General features: G+C 61.9%; 26 protein-coding genes. 8 read left to right on the top strand and 18 right to left on the bottom strand.

The genetic code is table 11. The annotated features are described in order from the left end of the window. Positions 1-502: 502 nt before the first annotated feature. Positions 503-907 carry a Cd(II)/Pb(II)-responsive transcriptional regulator gene (gene cadR / locus L3V85_RS11235; protein ID WP_137860478.1) on the bottom strand — a complete coding sequence of 135 codons (405 nt, stop codon included), beginning with the start codon at positions 905-907 and terminating at the stop codon, positions 503-505. A 188-nt stretch (positions 908-1,095) separates the two neighbouring features. Between cadR and L3V85_RS11230 the strand changes: the two genes are divergently transcribed. Both L3V85_RS11230 and L3V85_RS11225 read left to right on the top strand, forming a co-directional pair. After that, positions 1,096-4,026 carry a heavy metal translocating P-type ATPase gene (locus L3V85_RS11230; RefSeq protein ID WP_171022445.1) on the top strand — a complete coding sequence of 977 codons (2,931 nt, stop codon included), beginning with the start codon at positions 1,096-1,098 and terminating at the stop codon, positions 4,024-4,026. A 129-nt stretch (positions 4,027-4,155) separates the two neighbouring features. Further along, entirely contained in the window at positions 4,156-6,105 is a 1,950-nt protein-coding gene (locus tag L3V85_RS11225) for a cytochrome c/FTR1 family iron permease (RefSeq protein ID WP_137860477.1), read from the top strand. Positions 6,106-6,270: 165 nt separating this feature from the next. Here the strand turns inward: L3V85_RS11225 and L3V85_RS11220 are convergent, their stop codons facing one another. From L3V85_RS11220 to L3V85_RS11210, 3 genes are read right to left on the bottom strand one after another with little or no spacing between them, the layout of a single operon-like run. Beyond that, positions 6,271-6,501, bottom strand: a complete 231-nt coding sequence (locus L3V85_RS11220) for a GDCCVxC domain-containing (seleno)protein (RefSeq protein WP_137860476.1) — start codon at positions 6,499-6,501, stop codon at positions 6,271-6,273. Next, positions 6,498-6,776 carry a mercury resistance system periplasmic binding protein MerP gene (gene merP / locus L3V85_RS11215; RefSeq protein WP_137860475.1) on the bottom strand — a complete coding sequence of 93 codons (279 nt, stop codon included), beginning with the start codon at positions 6,774-6,776 and terminating at the stop codon, positions 6,498-6,500. The genes L3V85_RS11220 and merP overlap by 4 nt, the downstream gene beginning before the upstream one ends. A 10-nt stretch (positions 6,777-6,786) precedes the next feature. Beyond that, complete coding sequence (locus L3V85_RS11210; protein WP_137860474.1) at positions 6,787-7,128, bottom strand: mercuric transporter MerT family protein; 342 nt, start codon at positions 7,126-7,128, stop codon at positions 6,787-6,789. A 68-nt stretch (positions 7,129-7,196) separates the two neighbouring features. Here L3V85_RS11210 and merR point away from each other — a divergent pair, with 68 nt between their 5' ends. After that, on the top strand, positions 7,197-7,595 hold the full coding sequence (gene merR, locus L3V85_RS11205) for an Hg(II)-responsive transcriptional regulator (protein ID WP_137860473.1): 399 nt from the start codon (positions 7,197-7,199) through the stop codon (positions 7,593-7,595). Between the two features lie 159 nt (positions 7,596-7,754). On the opposite strand, the gene L3V85_RS11200 is transcribed toward merR, so the two are convergent. Both L3V85_RS11200 and L3V85_RS11195 read right to left on the bottom strand, forming a co-directional pair. Further along, the gene (locus L3V85_RS11200; RefSeq protein WP_212744018.1) at positions 7,755-8,216 is read right to left on the bottom strand and encodes a MerR family transcriptional regulator; all 462 of its coding nucleotides are present in this window, start codon (positions 8,214-8,216) and stop codon (positions 7,755-7,757) included. 13 nt (positions 8,217-8,229) lie between these two features. Further along, positions 8,230-8,595 carry a hypothetical protein gene (locus L3V85_RS11195; RefSeq protein WP_137860472.1) on the bottom strand — a complete coding sequence of 122 codons (366 nt, stop codon included), beginning with the start codon at positions 8,593-8,595 and terminating at the stop codon, positions 8,230-8,232. A gap of 428 nt (positions 8,596-9,023) precedes the next feature. On the opposite strand from L3V85_RS11195, the gene L3V85_RS11190 reads away from it, so the two are divergent. Then, positions 9,024-9,359 carry a YnfA family protein gene (locus tag L3V85_RS11190; protein WP_137860471.1) on the top strand — a complete coding sequence of 112 codons (336 nt, stop codon included), beginning with the start codon at positions 9,024-9,026 and terminating at the stop codon, positions 9,357-9,359. Between the two features lie 138 nt (positions 9,360-9,497). Here the strand turns inward: L3V85_RS11190 and L3V85_RS11185 are convergent, their stop codons facing one another. From L3V85_RS11185 to L3V85_RS11145, 9 genes are all read right to left on the bottom strand, one after another. After that, complete coding sequence (locus L3V85_RS11185; protein WP_137860537.1) at positions 9,498-10,670, bottom strand: MFS transporter; 1,173 nt, start codon at positions 10,668-10,670, stop codon at positions 9,498-9,500. A 43-nt stretch (positions 10,671-10,713) separates the two neighbouring features. After that, the gene (gene arsH, locus L3V85_RS11180; protein ID WP_137860470.1) at positions 10,714-11,427 is read right to left on the bottom strand and encodes an arsenical resistance protein ArsH; all 714 of its coding nucleotides are present in this window, start codon (positions 11,425-11,427) and stop codon (positions 10,714-10,716) included. Then, a complete protein-coding gene (arsB, locus tag L3V85_RS11175; RefSeq protein ID WP_137860469.1) occupies positions 11,417-12,475 on the bottom strand; it encodes an ACR3 family arsenite efflux transporter in 1,059 nt (352 codons plus the stop codon). Before arsB ends, arsH begins: the two co-directional genes overlap by 11 nt. A gap of 4 nt (positions 12,476-12,479) precedes the next feature. Continuing rightward, complete coding sequence (locus L3V85_RS11170; RefSeq protein ID WP_137860468.1) at positions 12,480-12,968, bottom strand: arsenate reductase ArsC; 489 nt, start codon at positions 12,966-12,968, stop codon at positions 12,480-12,482. After that, positions 12,965-13,474, bottom strand: a complete 510-nt coding sequence (locus tag L3V85_RS11165) for an arsenate reductase ArsC (RefSeq protein ID WP_137860467.1) — start codon at positions 13,472-13,474, stop codon at positions 12,965-12,967. The genes L3V85_RS11170 and L3V85_RS11165 overlap by 4 nt, the downstream gene beginning before the upstream one ends. Continuing rightward, positions 13,467-13,967 carry an arsenic resistance N-acetyltransferase ArsN2 gene (gene arsN2, locus L3V85_RS11160; RefSeq protein ID WP_137860466.1) on the bottom strand — a complete coding sequence of 167 codons (501 nt, stop codon included), beginning with the start codon at positions 13,965-13,967 and terminating at the stop codon, positions 13,467-13,469. The genes L3V85_RS11165 and arsN2 overlap by 8 nt, the downstream gene beginning before the upstream one ends. A gap of 11 nt (positions 13,968-13,978) precedes the next feature. Continuing rightward, positions 13,979-14,458, bottom strand: coding sequence for an ArsI/CadI family heavy metal resistance metalloenzyme (locus L3V85_RS11155; protein WP_137860465.1), 480 nt, complete (start codon positions 14,456-14,458; stop codon positions 13,979-13,981). Positions 14,459-14,469: 11 nt separating this feature from the next. Then, positions 14,470-14,793 (bottom strand): ArsR/SmtB family transcription factor, encoded by a 324-nt coding sequence (locus tag L3V85_RS11150; protein WP_137860464.1) that lies wholly within the window; start codon positions 14,791-14,793, stop codon positions 14,470-14,472. Between the two features lie 353 nt (positions 14,794-15,146). Next, entirely contained in the window at positions 15,147-15,770 is a 624-nt protein-coding gene (locus L3V85_RS11145) for a helix-turn-helix domain-containing protein (protein WP_137860462.1), read from the bottom strand. Positions 15,771-16,323: 553 nt separating this feature from the next. Here L3V85_RS11145 and L3V85_RS11140 point away from each other — a divergent pair. The 4 genes from L3V85_RS11140 to L3V85_RS11125 all read left to right on the top strand — a co-directional run bounded on the left by L3V85_RS11140 (position 16,324) and on the right by L3V85_RS11125 (position 22,907). Next, complete coding sequence (locus L3V85_RS11140) at positions 16,324-18,993, top strand: DDE-type integrase/transposase/recombinase (RefSeq protein ID WP_137860461.1); 2,670 nt, start codon at positions 16,324-16,326, stop codon at positions 18,991-18,993. A gap of 17 nt (positions 18,994-19,010) precedes the next feature. Continuing rightward, positions 19,011-20,144, top strand: coding sequence for an AAA family ATPase (locus L3V85_RS11135; RefSeq protein ID WP_137860460.1), 1,134 nt, complete (start codon positions 19,011-19,013; stop codon positions 20,142-20,144). 89 nt (positions 20,145-20,233) lie between these two features. Next, on the top strand, positions 20,234-21,481 hold the full coding sequence (locus tag L3V85_RS11130; protein ID WP_171022444.1) for a TniQ family protein: 1,248 nt from the start codon (positions 20,234-20,236) through the stop codon (positions 21,479-21,481). Positions 21,482-21,695: 214 nt separating this feature from the next. Beyond that, positions 21,696-22,907 carry a D-amino acid dehydrogenase gene (locus L3V85_RS11125; protein ID WP_237679349.1) on the top strand — a complete coding sequence of 404 codons (1,212 nt, stop codon included), beginning with the start codon at positions 21,696-21,698 and terminating at the stop codon, positions 22,905-22,907. Here L3V85_RS11125 and L3V85_RS11120 read toward each other — a convergent pair. Genes L3V85_RS11120 through L3V85_RS11110 form a run of 3 tightly spaced genes read right to left on the bottom strand, consistent with a single transcriptional unit; the run spans position 22,855 to position 25,892 of the window. Beyond that, complete coding sequence (locus L3V85_RS11120; protein WP_237679348.1) at positions 22,855-23,667, bottom strand: nucleotidyltransferase domain-containing protein; 813 nt, start codon at positions 23,665-23,667, stop codon at positions 22,855-22,857. The genes L3V85_RS11125 and L3V85_RS11120 overlap by 53 nt on opposite strands. 3 nt (positions 23,668-23,670) lie before the next feature. Then, entirely contained in the window at positions 23,671-24,573 is a 903-nt protein-coding gene (locus L3V85_RS11115) for a LysR family transcriptional regulator (protein ID WP_237679347.1), read from the bottom strand. Positions 24,574-24,593: 20 nt separating this feature from the next. Next, a complete protein-coding gene (locus L3V85_RS11110; RefSeq protein ID WP_237679346.1) occupies positions 24,594-25,892 on the bottom strand; it encodes a M20/M25/M40 family metallo-hydrolase in 1,299 nt (432 codons plus the stop codon).

Below are 25,892 nucleotides of genomic sequence, written 5' to 3'. Positions count from 1 at the left end.
GCGCTGGCATGAGTTGATTCGCACCTCATCGCGCAGCAGGACTTTCGATTAATTTTTGGTCTCTCGATGTGCGACAACACCCCAAGTTGCTATGCGCACTGCGGGAAGTGGCAAAGTCGCGCTCAACCAGCGTTACCTTGATGCCCTCGATGCCCTCGGAAGCCGCAATCCGTTGAAGACCGCAGCCTGGCTGCTCCCAATGCCGGCGAATGCGGCCGTGCTTGTGGCTGCATGTTTGCAGATTGTTTTGGAAGCAGCTCGGAGCCTCGACTACGTTTGGGGCCGGGGGCCGCCATTTGCCTTCCTGCCCTGGCCGGGCTAGCGTTGCAATCATTCGTGCGCGGTGCCAGAGCAAGCATCGCTCGACGGGTTTTCGGCGCCAGCACGTGTCGTCGCACTGCGACATGGTCGCATCACCCTCCGCGCTCTAAGCCACGGAGCTGAATCCTGACCTGCAAAGTTGTGCTGGCAATGATCGCGCCGAATCTGGCGCAGTCGGCCACTACTGCTTTTGAGAGGCCGCCGTCAGGCCGTCGAGTATTCCGCACCGCTCGGCGACCTGACCCGAGCAGCATTGAGCCCTGAGCGTCATCAGCAGCCCCTCCAGTGACCGCAACTCCTCAATGCGCTTGGCGAGCTGAAGAATGTGTTTGTCCAACAGTTCGTTGACCTCGTCACAAGGCTCGTTTTGATGGTCCTTGAACTTCAGCAGCACCCGGATGTCCTCAAGACTCATGTCGAGTGAGCGGCAATGCCGAACAAAGGCCAGGCGCTGAACATGAGATTCGTCGTAACGCCGGTAGTTGCCCGCCGTCCGCGCAGGCGGCGACAACAATGCCTCCTGCTCGTAGAAGCGGATTGTGGGAATCTGCATCCCCGTCGCGCTGGCCAGTTCACCAATTTTCATGTTGCATTTCCGGGTGTCCGCTGCGGGCTTGCTCTTGACTCTCAACCTACTTTAGGGTTCTTAATCATGCCTTGGCTGGGCTTTTCGATCAAGCGCTTGCGATAGCACGCTCGTGAACACATTGGCGCCAAGGGCGAACGCGCGTACTGCAACCCCTTGAAGCCCGGGAATTTGAGGACCACTGATCAATGAATGCAATGACGCAAACTTCGTGCGGCTCGAGCTGCGGGTGCTCCACGGGCGATGTGAAGACGCCAACAGCGGAGCCAGTTGTTACTGGCTTTGCCATCGCCAACATGGACTGTCCTAGCGAGGAGGCCCAGATCCGCAAGCGCTTGGGACAACTCGATGGCATCCAGGGGATGACTTTCGAACTGGCCGGGCGTCGCCTGGAGGTGACTCATGCTTCTGCCGGTCAAAACGCAATTCTGCGCGCCCTGCACGACATCGGCATGCAAGCTGTCGTGGATACGAAGGGGCCGCGGCAGGTCGTTTACTTCATTGAGCAGATGGACTGCCCCAACGAAGAGCGTCAGTTGCGCTCAGTGCTGGAGCCGTTGGCTGGCGTTCGAGCCGTGGAATTCGACTTGAAGGCCCACACACTGACGGTGTCGCATACGCTCAGCGATACGACCTCGATTGCCCGAACCATCGAAGGCTTGGGCATGAAGCCCGTCGCGAAGACGGGAGGCGATGCACCTTCACCTGCCTCAATCGCCGCTGCGGCGCCGCTCTCCTCTGTGGCAGCGCCCGCGATAGGAGGCGCCACGCGCTTTTTCATTTCCAACATGGATTGCCCGACGGAAGAGGCAACGATCCGCAAGCGCCTTGGCACGATCGACGGCATCGAGCAACTGGATTTCGACCTCATGAATCGTCGGCTCGATATCCAGCATCATCTGCCGGATCACGCCCCGATCCTCAAAGCCTTGAACGACGTGGGCATGAAGGCCAGTGTCGAGCAAGTTGGCGGAGCCGAATCTCAGGGGCGGGCCGTGTATCTCATCGAGAAGATGGACTGCCCGACCGAGGAAGGACTTCTTCGCAAAGCGCTTGAAGGCATGCCTGGTGTGAACGCCTTGAGCTTCAACTTGATGGGCCGCACGCTGACCGTGAGCCACGAGCTTGCGGACCTCGCTCCCGTGACCGCAGCAATCGAGCGGCTCGGGATGGCGCCTGTCCTGCAAAGTGCCAGTGAACCGACGCCTTCCGCTCCGCGCGAGTTCGGCTCCGGCATTTCGCGCGGGCAATGGCTTCGCATGGCCATCTCCGGCGTGTTGGCGCTCGGTGCGGAGGCCATGGTTTTCGCGGGGACGCCAGAAGCCTCCTGGCCTGTCATTCTTGCCAGTCTTGCTGCAATTGGTCTGGGCGGCATCGAAACGCTCAAGAAGGGCTGGATCGCGCTGAAGACGCGATCACTGAACATGAACCTACTGATGACGGTCGCCGTCATCGGCGCGGCGCTGATCGGTCAGTGGCCCGAGGCGGCGGTGGTCATTTGGCTTTTCGGCATTGCGGAGATGATCGAGGCGCTGAGCCTGGACCGGGCCCGCAATGCGATTCGCAAACTGATGGACCTCGCACCCGAAAGTGCCTTGGTGCGTCAACCCGATGGGCAGTGGATCGAGGTCAAAGCGGATGCTGTGCCTGTTGGAGGCGTAGTACGCGTGCGGCCGGGAGAACGAATCGCTCTCGATGGCGAAGTGGTCGCCGGCCAGTCCTCGGTGAATCAGGCGCCGATCACCGGCGAAAGCATGCCTGTCGAGAAGGCAGTTGGCGCCACGGTCTTTGCCGGCACCATCAACGAACGCGGCACGCTGGAGTTTCGCGTCACTTCGCGCACGGGCGAGACCACGCTCGACCGAATCGCACGATCCGTCCAGGAGGCGCAGGGCCAGCGTGCGCCCACACAACGCTTCGTCGACAGGTTTGCCAGCATCTATACGCCTGCGGTGTTCGCGGTCGCGCTTGCCGTTGCAGTCATTCCTCCACTGGCCTTCGGCCAACCCTGGTTCGAGTGGGTCTACAAGGCACTGGTCATGTTGGTCATCGCCTGCCCATGCGCGCTGGTGATTTCCACGCCGGTCACCGTGGTAAGCGGTCTGGCTGCTGCGGCGCGCCGTGGCATCCTGGTCAAGGGCGGCCTTTATCTTGAGCAGGGACGGCACCTGAAATCGGTGGCATTGGACAAGACCGGGACGTTGACCCATGGTCGTCCTGCCCTCACGGACGTCATTGCGCAGGGCACCCTGACAAAAGGCGAGGCATTGCGTCTCGCGGCGAGCATCGATGTGCTGTCGGAGCACCCTGTGGCCACGGCAATCGTTGCCGGACATGGTGATGGAGCACTTGCTTCTGTCGAGCGGTTTGAAGCTATCCCCGGACGTGGCGTCAAAGGCGATGTGGACGGGCGCACCTACTACGTCGGCAACCACCGGCTCATCGAGGAACTTGGCATCTGCTCGCCTGAGTTGGAAGCCCAGCTCGATGCGCTGGAGCTCCAGGCAAAAACAGCGGTGGTACTGGCCACCGATAGGGAGGTCCTGGCGGTGCTGGGCGTCGCCGACACCGTGCGCGAAACCAGCCGCCAGGCCATCGAGGACCTGAAATCGCTGGGCATTGAGCCCGTGATGCTGACAGGCGACAACAAGAAAACCGCGCAAGCCGTCGCAACCCAGGTCGGAATCACCAGTGCGAAAGGCGAGCTGCTTCCACAAGACAAGCTGCAAGCCATCGAGGAGTTGCTCACGCGCGGTCCTGTCGGCATGGTGGGCGATGGCGTCAACGATGCACCGGCGCTGGCGAGGTCGAGCATAGGCTTTGCGATGGGTGCCGCAGGTACCGACACGGCCATCGAAACTGCAGACGTCGCGCTGATGCAGGACGACCTGCGCAAGTTGCCTGAATTTGTCAGGCTGTCGCAACGCGTGGGCGGAATCTTGACCGCCAACATCGTGTTCGCCCTGGGCACCAAAGCCATCTTTATGGTTCTCGCGTTCACCGGCCATGCGAGTTTGTGGCTCGCGATCCTGGCCGACATGGGCGCCAGCCTTGCCGTCGTCTTCAACGGCTTGCGCCTGCTGCGCGCGCCCACGGCGCCCCAGGTCGACAAGCGCTGAATTGAGCAGGGACGGTCCGCCGGGCCCGTCCCCTGTGCTTGCACGGCAGCGTCGGAGTCACTGACATCAACACCCCGACCTGCTGGTGCGAGCCGTCGATAAAATGAGAATCAATAGCACCACTACAACATGAAAATGCTCTCACTCTGTGCCAGGTACTTCCTGGCAATGGCGGCGCTGCTCGCGCTGTGGTCTTCCTCTCTTGCCTGGGCGGCGGACTCCGCTGCGAGCGACCAGGCCAAGCAGACTTGGCAGTTGCTGGACTACCTCGCAGTCGATTACGGCGGCGCCGTGCACGACGGCAAGGTCCAGAGTGCCAGCGAATACGAAGAGATGAAAGAGTTCGCCGCGACCGCCGCGCAGCAACTCGGAGCACTGCCGAGCACGCCGGCACTGCCCGACCTGCAACAACGGGCGAAGGCGCTGAATGAACTCATCGCGGCGAAGGCGGATGCAAAGTCTGTGGCAGACAGTGCCCATTCGTTGGCTGCCGCTCTGGTCAAGGCATATCCGTTTCCGCTCTCGCCATCGAAACCACCAGATCTAGCGCGTGCCAAGGTGCTGTTTGAAGCCAACTGCGCCGCGTGCCACGGAGCAACCGGCCGCGGCGATGGCCCGCTTGGAGCAAAGCTGGAGCCGCCACCGATTGCGTTCACAGACCGTGACCGGGCCCGTTCGCGCAGTGTGCTTGCGCTCTATCAGGTCGTTTCTCAAGGCGTTTCGGGCACGTCAATGCCCAGTTTCGCGACGCTCTCCGACGAGGACAGGTGGGCACTGGCATTTTTCGCCGGCACCTTGTCGCACGACGATGCAATGCGCACGCGCGGCGAGCAGTCCTGGGGCAAAGACGTCTCCGCCAAGGCCGTCTTTCCCGACCTTGCGGCCGCAGCCACATTGACCGAGGCCGCGTTGTCCGAGCAGATGTCTCCAGACGCGGCACGCGACCTCACCGCCTATGTTCGAAGCCATCCGGAGGCGACTGTTGCCTCAAGTGGGACTGGTGGGCTGAGCTTGGCTCGCACGCGCCTTCAGGAAAGCCTCGCTGCCGCGCGCGCGGGGGATCAAGCCAATGCAACACGGCTGGGCCTATCAGCCTACCTGGATGGTTTTGAGCCGCTCGAGCCCGCGCTACGCGCTCGCAACCAGGCGCTTCTCACGGAAGTGGAAAACGCCATGCTGGCATATCGTGGCGCGCTCGCGAGCGGGAAATTGGAACAAGCCGACGCCACTGCACAGAAGCTCGACTACCTGTTTGCGCAGGTCGATGGTGAATTGGGGGCAGACAAGGCCGACCCGCTCACCACGTTCATCGCGTCGCTCACGATCCTGCTTCGCGAAGGCGTTGAAGCGCTGCTGATCGTCGTCGGCATGGTGGCCTTTTTGAAGAAAGCGGAACGCCGCGATGTCCTGCCCTATGTGCACGGCGGTTGGATCGTCGCGCTCGTTTGTGGTGGACTGACTTGGGCAGCGGCCACCTATTTCGTGAGCATCAGCGGCGCCAGTCGAGAGGTCACCGAGGGGGTTTCGTCACTGTTCGCAGCCATCGTGTTGCTCAGTGTTGGCCTGTGGATGCACCAGAAAAGCACTGCTGGAAAGTGGCAAGCCTATCTGAAAGAGAAGCTCTCGGCTGCCATGACGCGCCGCTCGGCATGGGCCTTGTTCGCCCTGTCTTTCATCGCGGTCTATCGCGAGGTCTTTGAGACGGTCTTGTTCTATTCGGCCCTCGCTGGCGATGGCAACAACGGTGCGTTGCTGGGTGGATTGGTGGGCGGCATTGCGATCCTGGCCGTCATTGCGTGGCTGATGCTGCGTACCAGCGCTCGGATGCCCATCGGCAAATTCTTCAGCCTCAGTTCGATCCTGGTGGCGGTGCTTGCTGTCGTACTCGCCGGCAAGGGCGTTGCGGGTCTCCAGGAAGCAGGTTGGTTGAGCGCCAGTCCGATTCATTGGCTACGCATCGAGGTACTCGGGGTGTATCCGTCTGCGGAGACCACCATCGCGCAAGCTGTGGTCCTGGTCATCGCTCTGGCGGGCTTCGCCCTGAACTCGATGAAGGCCCGGCAGCCTCGGATGACGTGACGTAGCTGGGCGTCACCGGGGCGGGCGAGCGCAGGGACATCCGCCAGGCGCGCTCGTGCAGGTGGCTGATGCCTTGCACCTGTGTTTACGGCACAGCGCCAGAAGGTGCTCGACGGGTCCGTCACAGCCTGGGCCATCGGCTAAAGCCTTAAGCACTGGCAGGCATCAGCCACCGCAGCTTGAGCAGCCGCGCTGCATCTGCACCGGCGGGCACTTGACCGAGCCATACGAACAGAACACGCAACAGTCCCCGGCCTTCGGGCGCAGCATCGTCTCGCACTGCTCGCACTCGTAGAAGAACTGGCACGCGTCGGTGGGCATGCGCTCACGCTTGGCGTGCCCGCACTGGGGGCACGTCAGGACGGAGTCCAGCACGGGAGCGATCGCGTCCGTCATTTGCGCACCGTCGAGGGGAAGCCCGCGTCGGTCGTGGCCTTGACCAGCACCGCGGCGGTGGTCTTGTCGGCGTCGAACGTAACCGTGGCCGTCTTCTTCTCGAAGTCGATCCGCGCCTGGCTCACACCGGACACGTGCTCCAGCGACTTCTTGACGGTGACGGGGCACAGGCTGCAGGTCATGTTCTGCACGTCGAGCACAGTGGTCTGCGGCGTGGCCGCCAGCGCGGCGAACGGCATCAAGGCGACCAACAGGGTGGCAAACGAGTTGCGCATGGGGATTCCTTCAGAGAAAGTACGGCGCCAGCCAGGGCACCGACAACAAGGCCAGAAGCGCGAGCACCACGATCCAGAAGATCCATCGCTGACGCCTGAGCAGCTCGGCGCACGCCGCGCCGGGCTCACAGACCTGCGGCTGCAAGTACAGGCGGCGGAACGCCAGGCCGAGGAACAGCAAGGTCACACCGATGAGCCAGGGGCGCAGCGGCTCCAGCGCTGTGAGGTTGGCGACCCAGGCCCCCCCGACGCCGAGCATCAGCAGCACGAGCGGGCCGACGCAGCACACCGAAGCGCCGATTGCAGCCAACACACCGGCGAAGAGAGAGCCCTTGACGTTGAACGTTGCCATAAGTGGTTGAACTTGTTCGATGGCAGACAGTCTAGAGTCTGTACCATGGTACGGAGTCAAGAGGAACTGTGATGACTGACCTGACGATAGGGCGGCTGGCCACCGAGGCCGGCGTGAACGTCGAGACTATCCGCTACTACCAGCGACGGGGACTGATGACGGAGCCGGACAGGCCGATGAACGGGCAACGGCGCTACGCCGTCGATGCGGTCAAGCGTGTGCGGTTCATCAAGCGGGCCCAGGTGCTGGGGTTCACGCTGGAAGAGATCGGCAGCCTGCTGGAACTCGACGAGGCGCATGCCTGTGTCGAAACCCGCGGACTCGCCGCCCACAAGCTTGAAGTCATCGAGAGCAAGCTCGCGGACCTGAAGGCGATGCACAAGGCATTGACCGCACTGCTGCGTGAGTGCGACACGGGCACCGTGAAGAAGGCCTGTCCGATCATCCATGCACTAGCGATGGATTGACTGATCAACGGCAGGCCAAGGTGTGATCGCCGGGTGCTTCCCGCACTAAAGCAGTCCGATGACCTGATCGCAAGTCCGGTCAACAACGACCGTGGTCGACGTCGACCGCTATGAACTTAGAACGCGCTCCGCAGCGTTTAACTCTAGTTTCGATTCAACTCAGGCGGAACAGCACTTGCGCAGGGGGATCTCAGCCTTGTGCTTTGGCAGGGTGAGGTCCTCAAGAATGGTGCAGTCGACCGACGCACCACCGGCGCAGGCAGCATTGCAGCTAGTCACGAAGCCAGCAAGGCTTGCTTCAAGTTCACGAAGCGCATTCAGCTTTTTTCGGACTTCCCCGAGGTGCATGGCGGCAATGTCCCGCACCTCTATGCAAGGCCGGTCCGGCTCGTCGACCAAGCTGACCAGTTCACGGACCTGTTCGATAGAGAACCCAAAATCCCGGCATCGACGAATGAAAGTCAATCGCCGTGCCGCAGCCCCGCCATATAGGCGCTGGCCACTGTCGCTTCGATCTGCAAGTGGCAGAAGTCCGATCTCCTCGTAGTACCGGATGGTCGGGACTGTGCAACCCGTCTGTTTGGCGACGGTGCCGATGGAAAGGTGATTCACCGCATTCATGACCCTATCCTAGTCAGCCGCACGAGCCGCAGCAACGTGGCGCGGGTGTGGTCAGCGCGGTTGAATCTTCCGGGATGAAGTTCGCAAAAAGCAACCGAGAGGCCTCGCCCGACTCTTCTGGCGCTCGAATGCTCAGAGTAAGCCCGCCGTCGCTCTGAGTAACACCAAACTCTAGAAACGCGCAGCACACCCGTTCCAGCTCAACGATTGACCGGACTTCGTTGCTGGCATCAGCTCGATAGGTCAGATACAGCGTGTTGCCTTCAAACCGGTGCCCCAGCAGGCTGTTCCGTGTCAACCGACGTATCCGATCCAGCCTCGCGGCCATGTCCTGAAAATCCAGAGCGCAGGCAATCGGCGAAGCTTCAGAGGTTTGCATGCCTTGTCTCCTTGCTGTCGACCTTCGATGGGCTGGACGGCAGGGCCGGTGCGCATCCGCAAGCGCTGGCCGCCCGTCGCGCGCGCCGCCGCCATTGCCAGATCGCGAGCCCGGTCAAAACGCCAACGGCGACCAACACTAGCGGAACAACGCCACCAGCGTAGGCCAGCCAGGCACCTGCGCCGCCAGCGAAGAGGGCCGCTACGCCGGCCGCAATGGGCGCCGCGCAACAAACGGCGCACGCAGCGCCCAATCCAAGTACAACCTGCCATTTTTTCGTCGTCATAGGTCTGTGATGTGATGTGGGACGTGTCGCCCACATGCGCACCATAGGACCTCAAGTAACTTGAGGGGCAAGAGAAATCTTTGACCTTTTCGACGAACGGTTTGCCGCGCGGCCCGATCTGCCGCTCAAGGACAATCGTCAAATGGAAGTGCTCAAGACCCTCTCTCTTTTTGTCGTGACGGCACTGGCGGAAATTGTCGGCTGCTATCTACCCTACCTCTGGCTGAAGCAAGATCGCTCGGCTTGGCTGCTGGTGCCTGCCGGGATAGCGTTGGCGCTCTTTGCCTGGCTGCTTTCGTTACACCCTGCGGCGGCCGGCCGTGTCTATGCCGCCTACGGTGGCGTCTACATCGGCGTGGCCATCCTGTGGCTTTGGTCGGTGGACGGCATCCGGCCGACCACGACCGATTGGATAGGCGTTGCTGTGAGTCTCGCCGGCATGGCGATCATCATGTTCGGCCCGCGGCCCACCGCCTAGCCCGGCAAGCCGGACGCCGCTGCCGGCGGTGCGGCATCGCGGCCTTCGCGAGCGCGTCGAGAACCGCGCGCTCGGTGAAAAACTTCGCTCGGCACTCGATACCCTCCCGATTCGACCGCTCTGCGGCAAGCTCGAACTTCAATGCGCCTCGACAGCACGCGGTGCTTTTCTCATGTCCATGGTCATGACCACCAGTGCGAAGCAGGCAGACAAACCCAGGAGGGCGGAGAACCACAATGCACCATCTCCCCACCGTTCCACGGCCATACCGAACAAGAACGGTGCGCCCGCTTGCACGATACGCGCCGGCACCACGAGAAATCCCTGGCGCTGCCCGTAGCCCTTGGCACCGAAGATCATCAAAGGAAGCGTCCCGATGGCGATGGTCAGGATGCCGTTTCCCAAGCCGTGCAACACCGCGAAAGCAGCGGCGGCCGAAGTGCCGAGCAGGCCGAGGCAGAGAGCGCCCAGCGGGTGGGCCAGCGTGGCCAACCGGGCCGACAGCAGCGGATGCGCGCGCTTGAGAAAAGTGAACTCGATCACCCGCCCCACCACCTGAGCTGGGCCGACCAAGGCGGCGATGCCAACTGCCGCAGCCAGCGTGGCACCACTGGCGAGCAACAGTTCCGGCAGGTGCGCGGCCATCGCCGTGCTGATGAACCAGGTCACGGCAAAGACGTAGGCCATCAGGAAGGCGGCGCGGCGCTGCTGCGCTGGTGCAAGTCCAGAGCCAACCTCCTTCTCGACGACGGTTGCATCCTTCGACGCCTGATCGGTACGAGATGCCCGTGGCAACAGCACATTGAGTGGGAGACCGATCACCAGGTGCAATGCTGCCCACGCAAGGCACGCCCCGCGCCAGCCCACGGAGCTTTCCAGATACGCGGACAGCGGCCACCCCACGGTGCTCGCGAAGCCTGCGAACAGCGTGATGCCGGTGATGGCTCGTCGCGCATCCTGGCCATGCAGGCGTACCACGGTGGCAAACGCAGCCTCGTAGAGTCCGCTGCCCATGGCAAGGCCCATCAAAGCCCAGGCGGCGAAGACGTGGACTGTAGAGCTGGCCTGGCTCAGTGCGGCCAGCCCTGCCGCAAACACCAGATTGCTGGCAATAAGAATCGGGCGCCCGCCCAAGCGGTCGATGAGCCGGCCCGCGAAGGGGCCGATGCCGGCCGCGACGAGCAGTGCCACCGAGAAAGCACCGAAGACCGTGGACATGGAAATGCCGATGTCCTTGCCGATGGCACCGGCCAGCACCGCGGGGAGGTAGTACGACGAGGCCCATGCCAGGGTCTGAGCCAAACCCAGCATCACCGTCGTCGTGGTCTTGCTCTGCACCCTGGGTTCGCCTCGCTCAGATGCTGCGCAGGTTGACCCGCTTCGACAACGCCTCGGCACTTTCGCGCCGCTCGCTGTAGCGGTCCACCAGATGCGCCGCGCAGTCGCGCGTGAGCAGCGTGAACTTCACCAGCTCTTCCATGACGTCGACCACGCGCTCGTAGTAGGGCGAGGGCTTCATGCGGCCGTCGTCGTCGAACTCGAGGAAGGCCTTGGCGACCGACGACTGGTTGGGGATCGTGATCATGCGCATCCAGCGGCCGAGCACGCGCAGCTGGTTCACCGCGTTGAAGGACTGCGAGCCGCCCGACACTTCCATGACGGCCAGCGTCTTGCCCTGCGTGGGACGCACCGAGCCCATCGTCAGAGGAATCCAGTCGATCTGCGCCTTCATGATGCCGGTCATCGCGCCGTGGCGCTCGGGCGATGTCCACACCATGCCCTCGGCCCATTGGGCGAGGCCGCGCAGTTCCTTCACCTTGGGATGGTCATCGGGTTCGGAGTCCGGGAGTGGCAATCCACGGGGGTCGAAAATCCGCGTCTCCGCACCCAGTGCCCGAAGCAGTCGCGCCGCTTCTTCCGTGAGCAATCGGCTGTAGGAGCGCTCGCGAACGGAGCCGTACAGCAGCAAGATGCGCGGCGCATGCGTCGAGCGCTGCGCCGGCAGCAACAGATTCAGGTCGGCCTTCTCGAAGAGCGCGGGGTCGACGTTCGGAAGCTCACGACTCATACCAGCCTCGCGACGAATTCACGACTTTCACCACCACCAGCATGATCGGCACCTCGATCAGCACGCCGACCACGGTGGCCAGCGCAGCGCCAGAGTGGAAGCCGAACAGACTGATCGCTGCCGCCACGGCCAGCTCGAAAAAGTTGGACGCACCGATCAACGCGGATGGGCACGCGATGTTGTGCTTCTCGCCGAGCTTTCGGTTGAGCCAGTAAGCCAGACCGGAATTCAGCACCACCTGGATCAGGATCGGCACCGCAAGCATTGCGATCACCAGCGGCTGCTTGATGATGGCTTCGCCCTGGAATGCGAACAGGAGCACGAGCGTCAGCAGGAGCGCCGCGATCGACCACGGGCCGATGCGATGCATGGCGCGTTCGAAAGCGGCCGGCCCGGCCTTCAGCAACTGCTTGCGCAGCAGCTGCGCGAAGATCACCGGCAGCACGATGTAGAGCGCCACGGAGGTGATCAGCGTGTCCCACGGCACAGTGATGGCCGAGAGGCCCAGCAACAGACCGACGATGGGCGCGAAGGCGAACACCATGATGGCGTCGTTCAATGCGACCTGCGACAGCGTGAAGACCGGATCGCCACCGGTCAATCGGCTCCAGACAAAGACCATCGCGGTGCAGGGCGCGGCGGCGAGCAGGATCAAGCCGGCGACGTAGCTGTCGAGCTGGTCGGCCGGCAGTGAACCGGCGAACACCTGGCGCACGAAGAGCCACGCCAGGAACGCCATGGAGAACGGCTTCACGGCCCAGTTGATGAACAGCGTCACGCCGATGCCGCGCCAATGGTTCTTCATCTGCGCGAGGGCTGCGAAATCGACCCGCAGCAGCATCGGGATGATCATCACCCAGATCAACACGCCCACGGGGATGTTGACCTTGGCGACCTCGAGGCGGCCCACCGCCTGGAATGCCGCCGGGAACAATTGCCCCAACGCGATGCCGACGACGATGCAGAGGAACACCCACACCGTCAGATAGCGCTCGAACACGCTCATGGGCGCCGCGCTGGCGCGCGGGCTTTCGATGACTGCGCTCATGGTGTCAGTTCGCCGAAATGCGCTTCAGCCGCTCTTGCAGCTCGGCATCGCTCATGGCTTCCGGGTTGTCCAGCGCGAGCAGTTGCAGCATGCGATAGGAGATTGCCTGGCGCGTCAACTCGAAGGCCTGGCGCTTGGCGTCATCGCCGCCCTCGGTATTCGACGGGTCCGGATAGCCCCAGTGCACCTTGACGCGCGTGCCTGGCCAGTAGGGGCAGGCCTCCTGTGCCGCGCTGTCGCAGACGGTGATGACCACATGCATGACCGGCGTGGTGAATTCATCCCAGCTCTTGCTGCGAAAGCCCTCGGTGTTCACGCCGGCCACCTGCAGCACCTCGATGGCGAACGGGTTGATTCTTCCGCTGGGCGCGCTGCCGGCGCTGAACGCCTTCACGTCCTTGCCGAGCTTCTGGGCCCAGTGGTTGAGCATGCCCTCGGCCAGCACGCTGCGGGCCGAATTGTGGGTGCAGAGGATGAGTACGTTGAGCGTCATTGCGCAGCTTTCTGAACCTTGCCGATGTCGCGAATCTCGCGCTGAATGGCCATCGAATCGAGCCGGGCCAGAGGCAGCGCCAGCATCAGCTCGATCCGGCGCTTGAGCGTGAGGGCCGTGTCCATGAACTGGCGCTCGGTAGCTTCTTCCGGTCCCGCGAATGCTGCCGGGTCTGCCACGCCCCAGTGCGCGGTCATCGGCTGGCCAGGCCACACTGGGCACACCTCGCCCGCGGCCTTGTCGCAGACGGTGAGAACGAAGTCCATCGCCGGCGCATCCGGCTTCGCGAACTCGTCCCAGTTCTTGCTGCGATAGCCGGTGGTGGGAAGGTGCATCTTGTCCAGGGTGAGCAATGCGTAGGCGTTGACCTTGCCAGCGGGGTGGCTGCCAGCGGAGTAGGCTTTGAATCGCCCTTTGCCCAGCTCGTTGAGTAGGCCCTCGGCCAGGATGGAGCGTGCGGAATTGCCCGTGCAGATGAACAGCACGTTGTAGGTTTTTTCAGCCATGACGATGTTTCTCGGTGGAAGTCGGAGTGATCTCTTTGAACATGCAAACGGCCGAGGCCGGACACAGGCTCTTGAATTCGGTGCTGGCCTGCACGGATGCCGGCAGCGCCGTGCGGTCACAGCGCTCGAAGCCTCGGCCCTCGAAGAATGGCTCTGCCGTGGTGGTGAGGATGCAGAGGCGATTTACACCCTTCGATGCGGCGAAGGCCTCCATGGTCTGCAAGGCCTGATCGCCCACGCCATGGCCGCGCGCATCGGCACGAACAGCGAGGGAGCGGAGCAATGCGGTGTCGCCGAATCGCTCCAAACCGACGCAGGCAAGAATCCCTTCGTCCCCCGCGCGGCTCACGAAGAAGGCTTCCATGTGCTCTTCCCGAAGATCCGATTCGGGAAGACCGGCATCCCGGAGAAGGGAGCGCACTGGCGACAGAGACGCGGCCTCTGCACGAACGAACAGCGATCTGACCAGCGATTCAGAGGGTTCTTGGGGCATGGTGCAGCCCCTCAGCAGCAGGCGCCCGTGCTCTTGACAGACACGTTGACCGGAATGCGTCGGGCAGCACCGGGCGTGCAGCAGGCGGACTCGGTCTTGGCGACGGACTTGGGCTGACCGTAGACCGGCACGGCGCCGTCCAAGGTCTGGAAGTGCTCCCACGCGATCCCCTGCGGATCGGTGACCCAGTGCTTCTCGCTGCGCGCGTAACAGCACACGGTCTCGCCCTCGTCGAGCAGGGTCTGGTCGGCTGCCTGGCCGCGAGCCTTCAGCTCGGTCAGTTCTGCTTCATCCTCGGCCTGGATGCCGAGGTGGTCGATGCCTTTGCCTTGCCCGAGCGTCGAAATCGCGAAGTTGATGCGCGGATCGTCGAGCATCCATTTCGCATAGTCGGCCTCGACACGCGCCGGCGGCGATGCGAACAGGTTGGAATAGAAAGCGATGCTCTTGGTCAGGTCATCGACATGCAGGTGGACGTGAAAACGCTTCATGGGTCACTCCTTCAGCATTCGCAGGCAGTGGAACTGTCGGTGAGGCACGCCTCGCCCTGACAGCAGTTCTCCGTGAGATAGCCGAGCAATGCATTCATCTGCTCGAACACCGCGCGATAGATCAGATTTCGGCCGTCACGCTCTTGGCTGACCAGGTTGGCGTGCGTCAGCTCCTTGAGGTGGAACGAGAGGCTGGTAGACGGGACACCGAGCTGCTCGGCGAGCACGCCTGGCGTGCGCCCAGTCGGACCGGCGACGACAAGCGCTCGAAATACTTGCAGGCGAACGGGCTGCGCCAGCGCGGCCAAGGCTTGAACGACGGCTTTTTCTTCCATTATTCGATAATAGTTGAATTATGGAAATCTTTCAACGAATTTTGAATGTTGGAGATTGCGTACCGGAGTTCGAAGCGACCGGAGCTTTACGGCGTGCGCTAGCAAACCCGGTACCCAGCCGCCGTGGCATCGTGACGGGCATCGTCCTCGGTGTGCAGATAGACGCTCGGCAAACTCGCGCAGCCGGCGCTGGTTCGACGGCTTGCTATCCGATGGATCGTAGCGGTGCAGCGTTTCCGCGTCGAAGGGCCAAACCTTGTCCTATATCGCCCCGACCACGCTACGAGCCACAGGCACAGGGCACAGGCAGAGCCACCCACCGACTGCCGGCCCTCACACAGGCATCTTTCGTATCAGCTGACTGTTTTCTCCATCACTGAAGCGCTTTCGGTCGTTGGCATCGGCGGTGTCGTCAAGGCGCTCAGGCCAATGGACGACTGCATCCGGAAATGGGTGGCCGCAGCAGAGACGAGTTGACGCCGTCTTCGCTGAGTATCTGCCCCTGTGAGATGTCCGTTGTAGAGGGCGGCGGTAAGCCCCAGATCGCGGTGTTCGAGTTGCAACGATTCGATAAAGGCGGCGAATCTTGGCTCTTGAGCCACTTGCTCGAATCGACCGTCACCCATGACCTGCAGGATCTCAGCAGCCAGGGTGTCGCGCTCGATGATCGCTGAACGGGCGGTAGCGACGACCACCCAAATGGCGTGCAACAGGTCGGCTCGGTTTCCTTCATCGAAGAACATGGCGCCGATGCCGCTGATCAACCAGTCCACCGAGACGTTGAGTTCGCGGTGCACACCCATGAAAAAGTCTGCGCCAGGTCGCTTGACGCCTCGGGCGATCTCGCTGACATAGCCAGGACTGAGTCCGAGCCGGCGCGCAAGCTCGCCCTGATTCATGTCCATCTCGGCAAGCAAGATGCGCACGCGGCGAGCCATTTCCACGCCCGCACTTTCTTCTGGCGCTGAAAGAGACATAGGTTTACACTGCTGCGCAGTACTCAGGGGAGAACAATTTTCGCCAACGCGAAACTTCCATCGATTTACTCCGTAACAGGGTACTGGCGCGAACTAATCCTTGATGCAGGAGGTTAACCCGTTGCTGCGCTTCTGTGAACGTTGATATTGCCAAACTTCACGCAGGCACGCGCGCCCCTGTTCATTTCGTCGATCAACAGATCCTTTTCGCCAAAGAAAACGGCCCGGGGCGGGCACCCCGGGCCGTGTCAGTGGATACCTGCGCTTAGTAGGAGTTCAGTATCTGCTCCGCGTTCCCGTGCGTCAAGCCGGGCCGCAATGGGGAAGTGCTGCCCCGTCGTTCTGGGCAGCGCCACTTCGAAAAAGCTTCGAGCACAGCCCGGCTTACTTCGAACCGTGGGGGTCCTGCCATGCGACGTCGTTCTTTTCCTCGCCTGCTACGGATGGGCGCCCGAGCCGCCTGGGGAGGCCTTAGCGCAGGAAGGCGGAAACTGTACCGCGCGCTGCCCGGCTCAGGCAGGAGCGAGGCAAAGGCGCATCAGGTTCAAGCGGCATGCTGAGCCCGGACGAGTTCCTCGCTTGGGCAGCCGCTAAGGGCCTAGCGCCTGGAACAACCGCCCTGGTCGACCGTCTGAGAAACAGCGAGCCCGGTCGCCGCGTCAAGAACACTTCGGGCAACTACTGCGGTGGGTTCCCAAGCGAGAAGCTCGGCAAAGTCATTCAATGGGAAAGCATGACCGGCGAGCGAGCGTGCGTGCTGCTCTGGGAATACGACGCTGACACCCTGGAGGTCTGGGACCAGTGCTTGCAGGTCAAGCTCAACTACACGTTGCCCAACGGCAAACGAGCGGGCGACCGCACATGGATCGACTTCCTCAAACTCGATGGAACGGGCGCCGCAGGCGTCGACTTCAAAACATCCTCGGAGCTCATGAAGCTCTGCGTCGACAAGCCGTACCGATGGGTCCAGACCGGACCCGATTCATGGGACCAACCACCTGCACGCGACGCATGCGCAAAGCTCGGGCTGGGCTACTACCTTCTCACAGACCGCGACGTACCGCACACCCTCGCGCGGAACATCGACTTTCTGCGACCCCGCATGCTTCGCAGCACTGACGTTCCATTGGAAAGCAGGAGCTTGCTGAGCGCCAAGCTCCAAGCGGCGCAACGCGTGCTGCTGAGCGAAGCCATCTCATTGGTTGGCGACGCCGACGTGATCTACGAGGGACATTTCCGGCGTTACTGGCATTTGGAACTCCTCAGCGAGCCACTGGCAAACATCGACTGCGCGTGGGTCTATGCCGACGGCCAGACCTTCACCTTCTACAAGGCGGCTGAGCGCTGCCGCGATCCGCGGCGTTTCACCATCGATCCAGACGCCATCCTGCCGGGCAGCACCGTGACCTGGGGGCACAAAGCGTTTGTCATGCTGAATCGCACCGCAGCGTTCGTCTTTTTGCAGACGCCGGATGCACCACTGGCCCAACTGAGCTGCAAAGAGTTCCGGCGTCTTGTTCAAGCGCAAGAAATTCTGGTCAATGCGCCGGTGCCGATTTCGACAAGCGAAGGCTTCGAGCTTCTGAGGCGCGCGTCGCCCGAATCAATCATCGAAGCGGTCGAGAAGCTCAAAACCCTGGAGAACTGCAGCAGCGAAAGCTCCGCGTCCGACCTCGGCGCGAAGTGGCGCACAGTCATGCGATGGAAGGCAAAGTACCGCGAGTTCGAAGCACGCTATGGAAATGGGTTTCTCGGATTGATCACGCAGGACCATTTGAAGGGCAACCGGACACCGCGCACGGAAACAAAAGAACAGGAGCTGATGGCCAAGGCCTTCAAGTTCCTCAAGGCTCCCTTGCCACGAGACGTCAGTGCCGGCTATGCGTACTACATCGCATTGTGTGAAGAGGAACACATCGAACCTCGATCACAGGACAAGTTTTATCGAAAATGGAAGCGCCAGGACATTCACCAAGTCACGGAAGATCGCGAGGGCAAACGCGCTGCGCAAGTCCAGATGCCACCGCGCATGAGCGGTGGCGCCCACGTCAACCAAGGTCCGGTCGAGGGAGATAGCCCGTTCGCGCGCGTGCATATCGATCATCGGCAAAGCGACATGTTCTGCCGACGGCTCAACGGCGTCGACCTGATCGGCAAGCCCTGGTTCTCGATCGCCATTGATGCATTCACCCGTCTCGTGCTCGGCCTGTGGACCTCGATGCTGGAACCCTCGCACGCATCGGTGATGATGGTCTTGCGCGACATCGTTCGACGCCACGGAAAACTCCCGATGATGGTCATCACGGATGGCGGACGGGAATTCCAAGCCAAGCTCATCCAGCAGATGCTCGCGCTCTACCACTGCGAGCATGCGCTGCGTCCCAATTCAGAGCCGCGGTACGGCAATCCGGTCGAGCGTATGAATCTGACGATCGATCATCACCTGACGACCGTGCTACTGGGAAGCAACGAGGTCTTGAAAAAGCCCAGGATGAGTTCAAGCACTCATGACCCGCGAGACCTAGCCTATCTCACTGTCCCGGGACTGGCAGAAAAAGCGGAAGACCTCATGTTCCGTTTGTACCCGGACATGCCCCATGGAGTCCTGGGCAGCACCCCGAACAAGATTCTTTGTTCCGCATCGATCACGCAGGGAACATCCTGGGGCAGGCCCACGCCCTTTGATGACGTGTTCATTCGGAACACCCTGGCGAGGGCTCACAAGCACGGCGGGCTGATGCGCCAACGAGACGGGATTCGACTGAATGGGCACAACTATTACGCATCGGAGATCGCTGCATGGACCCACAAAAAGATGGAGGACGTGCCTTTCTACGACCCGGAGGATCCGACCTACATCTCGGCACGAATCAACCGTAAATGGGAACGGTGCGCCCTGATCGATTCCCAGTTGCGCCGCCTGCCTCCAGAAGCTCATCGCAAGTACTACTTGAGCGAACAAATCTATCTGAGCCGCCCCAGCACCTCGCGCGACGACACGCACGCCTTCCTGAAGGAACTGGGTCAAAGCTACATCGACGCGGAAAGAGAGCGCGAACAGCACGCGCAAGGCGAAGAGCCTGAAGACCCCGCGGACGAACCCACCGACCCCGGCGCACGCGCCGCCGACTCCACCTCCAATGCAGAACCAGCCGCAGCCACATCCAGCGCCGCGCCCGCGGCGCCGCTGGAGCCGTTCCCCATCTCTCGGCGAAGTCACTGACTTTTTCAAGGAGTTCTATGTCGTCTAGCAGCACCAAGCAAACGCCCCTCCAACGACTCGCGGTACGCGGCCGTGAAGTCCATCCCGCTGTCGAAAAGTTCAGGAAGGAGAAGATCCTTCACCTCAATTTCAACAACGCCATGGACGAGGTGGCGGAACGAATCCAATATGGCGATCAGCAGTCGATGACTGCAGTCATAGGACCCACGTCTGCGGGGAAGACTGCGCTTGTGGATGAAATCTGCCACGAATTCGTCGAGGCCGCAGCGGCTATTCCAGAGGAAGAGCGCACCCGATTGCTGGCCATGGAATTGGCCGCGCCTGAAGCCGGGGTCTTCAAATGGAAAGACGACCTGTACCTCCCAGGTCTCTCGGCATTGAACGAACCGTGCATCAACACGAAGATCGATGTCGAAAAAATAATTGAAAGATTTCGAAGTGGCGATTGCCATCCGGCATTCGCCACCCAGAAACTCAATATTCCACAACTTCGAAACCTATTCTTTGCGGGTCTTGCTCGTGCCAAAGTGATTGGCGTGCTTATGGACGAGGCCGATCACCTGCGTCGCCCTACATCGGACTCTGGGATATTTCAAAGCTACGACTCTCTAAAAAGCCGTAGCAATGCAAGCCCGTCACATTTTGTACTTTTCGGAACGGTTCTGCTTACAGATATTTTCAAGCAAAGTGGTCAAATCTCCAAGCGGGTCTATCCCATCTGGCTTGCCCCCTACTCTTTAAAAGAGATAGATCAATTTATGCGATCGCTACTGGCGATTGAGAAGAAGCTCCCGATCAAACTTAAATTTTCTATCGAGGCAAAAAAGATTGAATTGTTTAATGACGCGCTCGGCTACATGGGTCTCTCCCACGAGCAATTCGACCGGGCGCTTATCACCGCGCTTGATCGAGGTTTGGACTATTTGACTTGGAACGACATGGTTCGAGCGCGATTGCACACATCGCAACTCGAGGGCATCCTGAATGATACGATTCAGTTCATGAGAGTAATGAAAGAACTGGATGAAAGCCTCAAGGAAAAACGCAAGATATTTTTTAGCAGTGGAACTGAAGCAGAAAAATCGGTTGCGCCCGCAGTCGTAAACAAGCCATTTCAAGCTGCACTGCGTCGCGAGACAGTCGGTCCATGACCATCGCTAGGATTTATCCAACGGACTCAACCCTGCGGCGGTTCACGGGCCACGAACCCAGGAGGAGCGATGAGGCTGGCATCGAGTCCTTGACGAGCTTATTGTGTCGGCTTGCATTCGAACACTGCTGCGCACCCCATCGACTGTATGGCGCGCTTGCAGGAGAGAACTGGGACAAGGAGAAAGCAACTCTCACTAAGATTCGAAGCGCGGAATCTCAATTAATCAATAGCCTCGGACATACCGCAATAAGAGCATCGGAAGCTTTGAAAAAAGAATCAGACATCTCAAACCCTGCAGAGATGACTTTTTTATTTTTATCTAATCTTTGCGACAAGAAAGCCAAACATTTTTTGCATAAGATTCGGCATTGGTGTCCGCGATGCTATTTGGACGCGCGGCTCGCCAACATCCCTGCTTGGGACCCGCTCTATTGGGCTCCCTCTACAACAACGGTATGTGTCATACATAAAACCTGCCTTCAAAAGACCTGCCCCACATGTACCAAGACCCAGAGGCATTTACCAAAGTTCCCGTTTCTAGACTTCTGCGAATACTGCGGTGCAGATCTCGCGCGTGCAGGCGAACTGTTGTGCGATTCGCAGCAGCTGGATGAAAGAATGTGGTTTGCCCGTGGCGCACTTGAATTGATTAAAAGCCAAAACGAAATTATTTTGAGTCGGGAGAATTTTTCTTCGCACCTTAGCAAGGCGATAAACATACATGGCACGGGGAAAATTAGCCGCTTCGCAAGAATGACCGGCATCAAGCCATGCTGTCTTCGAAATTGGCAATTAGCCTCATCAGCTCCAACTTGGTCAAATTTTATGGATGTCTCACACCGCTTGAATGTGCCGCCTGCACAAATTGCAGGTCAGAGTGCTGTGTTTTTCGATCCCACGAAATTCAACTGCAACCCCACTTTTCGGCTAGACAAGCACCATAGGCATCTTCCTAAGAAAAAACTCGAAGAAGCAAGAGCCGCATTCACTCAACTATTGAATTCCCCGATCGATGTCTGGACGTTTCGGCGCGACACCATTTTCGGAATTCTTAAGCGGTTCGACATTTGCTACCAGACTTTTCAACGAAACTTCAGCGACCTCTTTGAAGCATTTTCCAAAAAACGGAAAGAAGCTGCCGAGTGCCGGAAGGGATTGACCAGGGCTGCACGCATCGAGCGTGTTCGCAGCGCGCGGATCGAGCTCGCGGATAGGAACTTGACACCTTCAGTTCGAAACCTGAAGGAGTCGGGGATGGTCAAAGTTTCGGACGTTGTTCCACCGCGCGCAAAACGGAAAGCTCCGGGGAGCGAACAGTTGGGCGTGGGAAGCTAGGCGCGCTCAGACCCATGCGGATGGGCACTGAGGGAATGAAAAGCCCCTGACTCGAACGATGCGGCGGGGATTAACCCATAAGATGACATGATCATCCTATAACCCATAAGGTGGCATTCTGTGCCATCTTATGGGGTCGCCGGCACGCGTGCCTCTAAAGTCCGCATTGCGCGTCTTCTTTTTTCCTTGTCTTCACTCCCGGAAAGTTGCCCCCATGCATGTGTGTGTGCTCGGCGCCGGCATCGTGGGCCTGGCCACCGCCTGGCAACTCGAACGCCAGGGCCACCAGGTCACGGTGATCGACCGCGCGACGCCAGGAGCCGGTGCCAGCGGCGGCAACGGCGCGCAACTCAGCTATTCGTACGTGCAGCCGCTGGCCGATCCGTCGATCTGGAAGCAACTGCCCAAGCTGCTGCTCTCGCCCACTTCGCCGCTCAAGCTGCGGCCGCAGCTCGATCCGCTGCAGTGGCGCTGGGGCATGGCCTTCCTGGCCGCCTGCAACGCGCGGACGTCGCGCGACACCACGGCGCGGCTGCTCGCGCTGGCGGCCGAAAGCCGCGCGGGCTTCGAGTCGATGCAGGCAGACATCTCGCCCGACTGCGATTTCTCCGCCACCGGCAAGCTGGTGCTGTATGCCAGCGCAGCATCGCTGGAAGGTGCCCGCGCGCAAGTGGAGCTGCAGCGCACCATGGGCAGCGAACAGCGACTGGTGACGCCCGACGAATGCATCGCCATCGAACCCGCCCTGGCCGGCTATCGCGGGCAGATGGCGGGCGCGGTCTACACGCCGAGCGAATGCGCCGCCGATTGCCTCAAGGTGTGCGCCGAGCTGATGCGCGCCCTCGGCGCACGCGGCGTGCGCTTCATGCTCGGCACCGACGTGCACGGCTTCGCCCGCGACGACAAACGCATCGCCGCCGTGCGCACCAGCGGCGGCGACGTGGAGGCCGAGGCCTTCGTGATGGCGCTGGGCACGGCCTCGCACAAGCTGGGCCGCGCACTCGGCGCGTACCTGCCGGTGTATCCGCTCAAGGGCTACAGCATCACCGTCGATGTCGACCCCGCGCCCGGCGCCGCGCCGCACGTGAACGTGACGGACAGCGCACGCAAGGTGGTGTTCGCGCGCATCGGTTCGCGCCTGCGGGTGGCCGGAATGGCGGAGCTGGTCGGGCACGACGCGAGCATTCCGGCAGCACGCATCGAGACCCTCGAGGCCGCAACGCGTGCCCTCTTCCCGCATGCGAGCCGATTCGAGGAATTGCATCCTTGGACGGGCATGCGGCCCGCCACGCCGAAGGGGCTGCCGATCATCGGACAGCTGGAGAGCGCGCCGCCCAACATGCTGTTCAACACGGGCCACGGCGCGCTGGGGTTCACGTTGGCCTTCGGTTCGGCGCAGCGGATTGCGCGGGCGCTTCCGTCTTGAGCAGTTCGCTGCAGCGCGCCTGCAGCCACATCGAAAACGCGCGCAGCCTGCCGGAGAACTCCGCTGCACTCGCCGATGGCGCGTGCTGCTGCGCCATGAAATAGTCGACCGCATCCGCCTGCTCCGGGCAGATCTTTCGGAATGCCTGTGCATGCTCTTCCAGCGTTTCTGGCCAGGCCGCTTCGTCGTTCGACCGCAGGACGTTGGTCGCGCGAATGGCCTTCCTGGCAGACTCTTTCATGAGGCGCGGCAGATTGGCGGAATCGGCTTGCGCGTCGATGCGGCTCGCATAGCCGTCGAGCACTTCACCGAAGTGGCCATTGACGGCCAGCGCGATGGCCCGCGAAGGCCTGAACGGTGCAAACCGCGACGCCAGATCCTCGCCCCCGATGCATCGGCACTTGTGCTTCAGCCAGAAGCCCCAGCTGTGAAGGTTTAGCGGGTCCAGAACATCCGCCAGGCAGCCGACATCGAAATCGATCTTCGGAATCCCGGGATGCGCCTGCTCCAGCCCGATGCGGGTGGCTTCGATCTCGCGCGCTTCTTCCGGCGACGGTGCATTGGCGAGCACCAGCGTGAGGTCGAGGTCCGACCGCCCCCAGACAGCCTTGCTGGTGGCCACGCTGCCGTACAGATAAAGGCTGTGGAGCCGCCGCCCCAGGCGCTGACCCAGCACGGCACGCACCTCTTCGACGATCGCCAGGTAGGCGGGCTGAATGGGGCCGCGCGGAACGGTGCCGATGAACGGCGCGTCGACCATGCGTTATATGGCGTCCTGCAGCGCCTGCTGCATGCACTGCGTGATGCCGCGCACGACCACCGAATCGGGCCGCCCCGCGAAGCGCAGCGCCCGGATCGGCACCGGAATGTGCGGCTCCAGCGTGAGCACGTCGACCTTCTCGCGGTCGGCCGAGCGCGCGGTGCAGCCGTCGATCAGCGCCACGCCGATGCCGTGGTGCGCCATGGCCAGCGCCGCGTGGTAGGTCTGCACCGTCACCACCGCCTGCTGGAAGCCCACGCCGGCCTGCCGGCAGGCCTGGCTCAGGCTGGTGCCGACGGGGTCGCGGCTGTCCAGGCCGATGACCGGCCGGTCGACCAGGTCATGCAGCGCCACCGAGCCGTTGCGCACCAGCGCGCGCGGCAGCATGCCCTTGGGCGCGACGCACACCATGCGGCTGTCGGCCAGCGACTCCTGCGTGAGCGAGGGATGCACCGCGGGGCTGAACGCGAAGCCCACGTCGGCCTCCTGCAGCAGCAGCGCCGACATGATCTGCGGCGAGTGCAGCGACTCCACCGTGATCGCGTAGCCCGGGTACTTCTCGCGAAAGGCCTTGAGCGCGCGCGGCAGGATGTCGTAGCTCAGTGCCAGCACGCTCAGGATGCGCAGCTCGCCCGAATCGCCAGCGGTGCGCAGGTTGGCGGCCAGCCGCTGCACCTCGTCGAGTTGCGCGAACAGGCGCTCGATGTGCGGGTACAGCGTGAGCGCCTCGGTGGTCGGCGTGAGCCGGCCCTTGGCGCGCTGGAACAGCGGAAAGCCCAATTGCAGCTCCGCATGCTGCAAGGTGCGGCTGACCGCCGGCTGCGTGATGTTGATGAGCCGCGCCGCCGCGCTCACGCTGCCGGTGAGCATGATCGCGTTGAAGACCTCGATGTGGCGCAGGCGCATCGCGGGCGGCGGTTGGGTCGTCAGTTGCCGTTGGCCGTCTTGCCGCGGGCGATGTCCATCACCATGCGGGTGCCGAGATAAAGGCGCGGTTCGATGGAATCGACCAGCACGTATTCGGCGTCTGCCGAGTGCGCGCCGAAGCCCTGCAGGCCGAAACGCTCGATGACGGGCGCCTTGGTCTTCAGCGCCGCGAAGGCCGCGTCGGTGCCGCCGCCGGCTGCCTTGTCGTCGGCGCCCAGCGGCAGGCCGAGTTCGTCCTTGTAGATCTGCTGCGCATGGCGGGCCATCGCGCGCGAGGCGTCGGTGGCTTCCAGCGGCGGACGGCGGCGCTCGAACTTCAGATCGACCTTGGCTTCGGGAATCAGCTGCTTCTTCACGCGCTCGTTCACCTGCTGCTCGATGCGGTCGTAGTCGCTGACCTTGAGCACGCGCACGTCGGCACCGGCCGTGGCGCTGGCCGGAATCACGTTGCGGTTGCTGCCCGACTTGGAGATGGTCCAGTTCATCTTCAGGCCCGTGGCCGGATCGGACAGGTCGCGCATCTGCAGGATCTGGTGCGACAGCTCGTACAGCGCGTTCACGCCCAGCTCGGGCGCCGAGCCCGCATGCGAAGCCTTGCCCGCGACATGCAGCGTGACCGACGCAATGCCCGCCGTGGCGAGCGAGAGCTTGTCTTCCTTGACGTAGGCACCCTCGAAGGACATCACGGCGTCGTGCTCCGCGCCCATGCGCGTGATGAGCGCGCGCGCGCCGGGCGAGCTGATTTCCTCGTCGCCGTTGATCAGCACGGTGAGCGTGCCGTATTCCTTGAACTTCATCGCCTGCAGCATCGACACGATGTGCGTGATGACGGCAATGCCCTGCTTGTCGTCGGCGATGCCCAGGCCGTAGGCCTTGTCGCCTTCGACGCGGAACGGCTGCTTGTTGAGCATGCCGATGGTGTAGACCGTGTCCATGTGCGCGATCAGCAGGATCTTCTTCTTGCCGGTGCCCTTGAAGGTGGCGCGCACCACGCGGCCCATCTTCTCGGGCGTGTCTTCCATGCGGTAGGCCTCGGCGCTCGGGTCGATCAGCTCGACCTCGCCGCCCAGCGCCTTGAACCTGTCGGCGATGAGGTTCGAGATTTTCTCGAGCCCGTCGAGGTCGCGGCTGCCCGACTCGATGGAGACCAGGTCTTTCAGCGTCTCGAGCAGCGCCGGCTTTTCCTTGGCGGCGAGCGCGGCGATGCGGGCATCGGGGGCGGCGAAGGCAGTGCCGAGCGTGGCGGCGCAGACGGCAAAGACGGCGGTGTGCAGGAACTTGCGATGCGGGAATTTCAT

The organism is Variovorax paradoxus, from assembly GCF_022009635.1.
In the GTDB taxonomy this organism is placed as follows: Bacteria; Pseudomonadota; Gammaproteobacteria; order Burkholderiales; family Burkholderiaceae_C; genus Variovorax.
Note: the sequence above shows the minus strand (reverse complement) of the source record. Positions and strands in the feature narration are given on the sequence as shown.

What these genes read in the sequence shown, in the direction of transcription:
- L3V85_RS11125 (WP_237679349.1), top strand. Translation starts at nt 21,696, where the DNA reads ATGCATGTGTGTGTGCTCGGCGCCGGCATCGTGGGCCTGGCCACCGCC.
- L3V85_RS11115 (WP_237679347.1), bottom strand. Translation starts at nt 24,573, where the DNA reads ATGCGCCTGCGCCACATCGAGGTCTTCAACGCGATCATGCTCACCGGC.
- L3V85_RS11230 (WP_171022445.1), top strand. Translation starts at nt 1,096, where the DNA reads ATGAATGCAATGACGCAAACTTCGTGCGGCTCGAGCTGCGGGTGCTCC.
- L3V85_RS11210 (WP_137860474.1), bottom strand. Translation starts at nt 7,128, where the DNA reads ATGGCAACGTTCAACGTCAAGGGCTCTCTCTTCGCCGGTGTGTTGGCT.
- L3V85_RS11195 (WP_137860472.1), bottom strand. Translation starts at nt 8,595, where the DNA reads ATGCAAACCTCTGAAGCTTCGCCGATTGCCTGCGCTCTGGATTTTCAG.
- L3V85_RS11120 (WP_237679348.1), bottom strand. Translation starts at nt 23,667, where the DNA reads ATGGTCGACGCGCCGTTCATCGGCACCGTTCCGCGCGGCCCCATTCAG.
- arsN2 (WP_137860466.1), bottom strand. Translation starts at nt 13,967, where the DNA reads ATGCCCCAAGAACCCTCTGAATCGCTGGTCAGATCGCTGTTCGTTCGT.
- L3V85_RS11220 (WP_137860476.1), bottom strand. Translation starts at nt 6,501, where the DNA reads ATGACGGACGCGATCGCTCCCGTGCTGGACTCCGTCCTGACGTGCCCC.
- L3V85_RS11155 (WP_137860465.1), bottom strand. Translation starts at nt 14,458, where the DNA reads ATGAAGCGTTTTCACGTCCACCTGCATGTCGATGACCTGACCAAGAGC.
- L3V85_RS11145 (WP_137860462.1), bottom strand. Translation starts at nt 15,770, where the DNA reads ATGTCTCTTTCAGCGCCAGAAGAAAGTGCGGGCGTGGAAATGGCTCGC.
- L3V85_RS11200 (WP_212744018.1), bottom strand. Translation starts at nt 8,216, where the DNA reads ATGAATGCGGTGAATCACCTTTCCATCGGCACCGTCGCCAAACAGACG.
- merP (WP_137860475.1), bottom strand. Translation starts at nt 6,776, where the DNA reads ATGCGCAACTCGTTTGCCACCCTGTTGGTCGCCTTGATGCCGTTCGCC.
- L3V85_RS11190 (WP_137860471.1), top strand. Translation starts at nt 9,024, where the DNA reads ATGGAAGTGCTCAAGACCCTCTCTCTTTTTGTCGTGACGGCACTGGCG.
- L3V85_RS11165 (WP_137860467.1), bottom strand. Translation starts at nt 13,474, where the DNA reads ATGGCTGAAAAAACCTACAACGTGCTGTTCATCTGCACGGGCAATTCC.
- L3V85_RS11185 (WP_137860537.1), bottom strand. Translation starts at nt 10,670, where the DNA reads ATGCTGGGTTTGGCTCAGACCCTGGCATGGGCCTCGTCGTACTACCTC.
- arsH (WP_137860470.1), bottom strand. Translation starts at nt 11,427, where the DNA reads ATGAGTCGTGAGCTTCCGAACGTCGACCCCGCGCTCTTCGAGAAGGCC.
- arsB (WP_137860469.1), bottom strand. Translation starts at nt 12,475, where the DNA reads ATGAGCGCAGTCATCGAAAGCCCGCGCGCCAGCGCGGCGCCCATGAGC.
- L3V85_RS11150 (WP_137860464.1), bottom strand. Translation starts at nt 14,793, where the DNA reads ATGGAAGAAAAAGCCGTCGTTCAAGCCTTGGCCGCGCTGGCGCAGCCC.
- L3V85_RS11225 (WP_137860477.1), top strand. Translation starts at nt 4,156, where the DNA reads ATGAAAATGCTCTCACTCTGTGCCAGGTACTTCCTGGCAATGGCGGCG.
- L3V85_RS11140 (WP_137860461.1), top strand. Translation starts at nt 16,324, where the DNA reads ATGCTGAGCCCGGACGAGTTCCTCGCTTGGGCAGCCGCTAAGGGCCTA.
- L3V85_RS11135 (WP_137860460.1), top strand. Translation starts at nt 19,011, where the DNA reads ATGTCGTCTAGCAGCACCAAGCAAACGCCCCTCCAACGACTCGCGGTA.
- L3V85_RS11170 (WP_137860468.1), bottom strand. Translation starts at nt 12,968, where the DNA reads ATGACGCTCAACGTACTCATCCTCTGCACCCACAATTCGGCCCGCAGC.
- L3V85_RS11110 (WP_237679346.1), bottom strand. Translation starts at nt 25,892, where the DNA reads ATGAAATTCCCGCATCGCAAGTTCCTGCACACCGCCGTCTTTGCCGTC.
- cadR (WP_137860478.1), bottom strand. Translation starts at nt 907, where the DNA reads ATGAAAATTGGTGAACTGGCCAGCGCGACGGGGATGCAGATTCCCACA.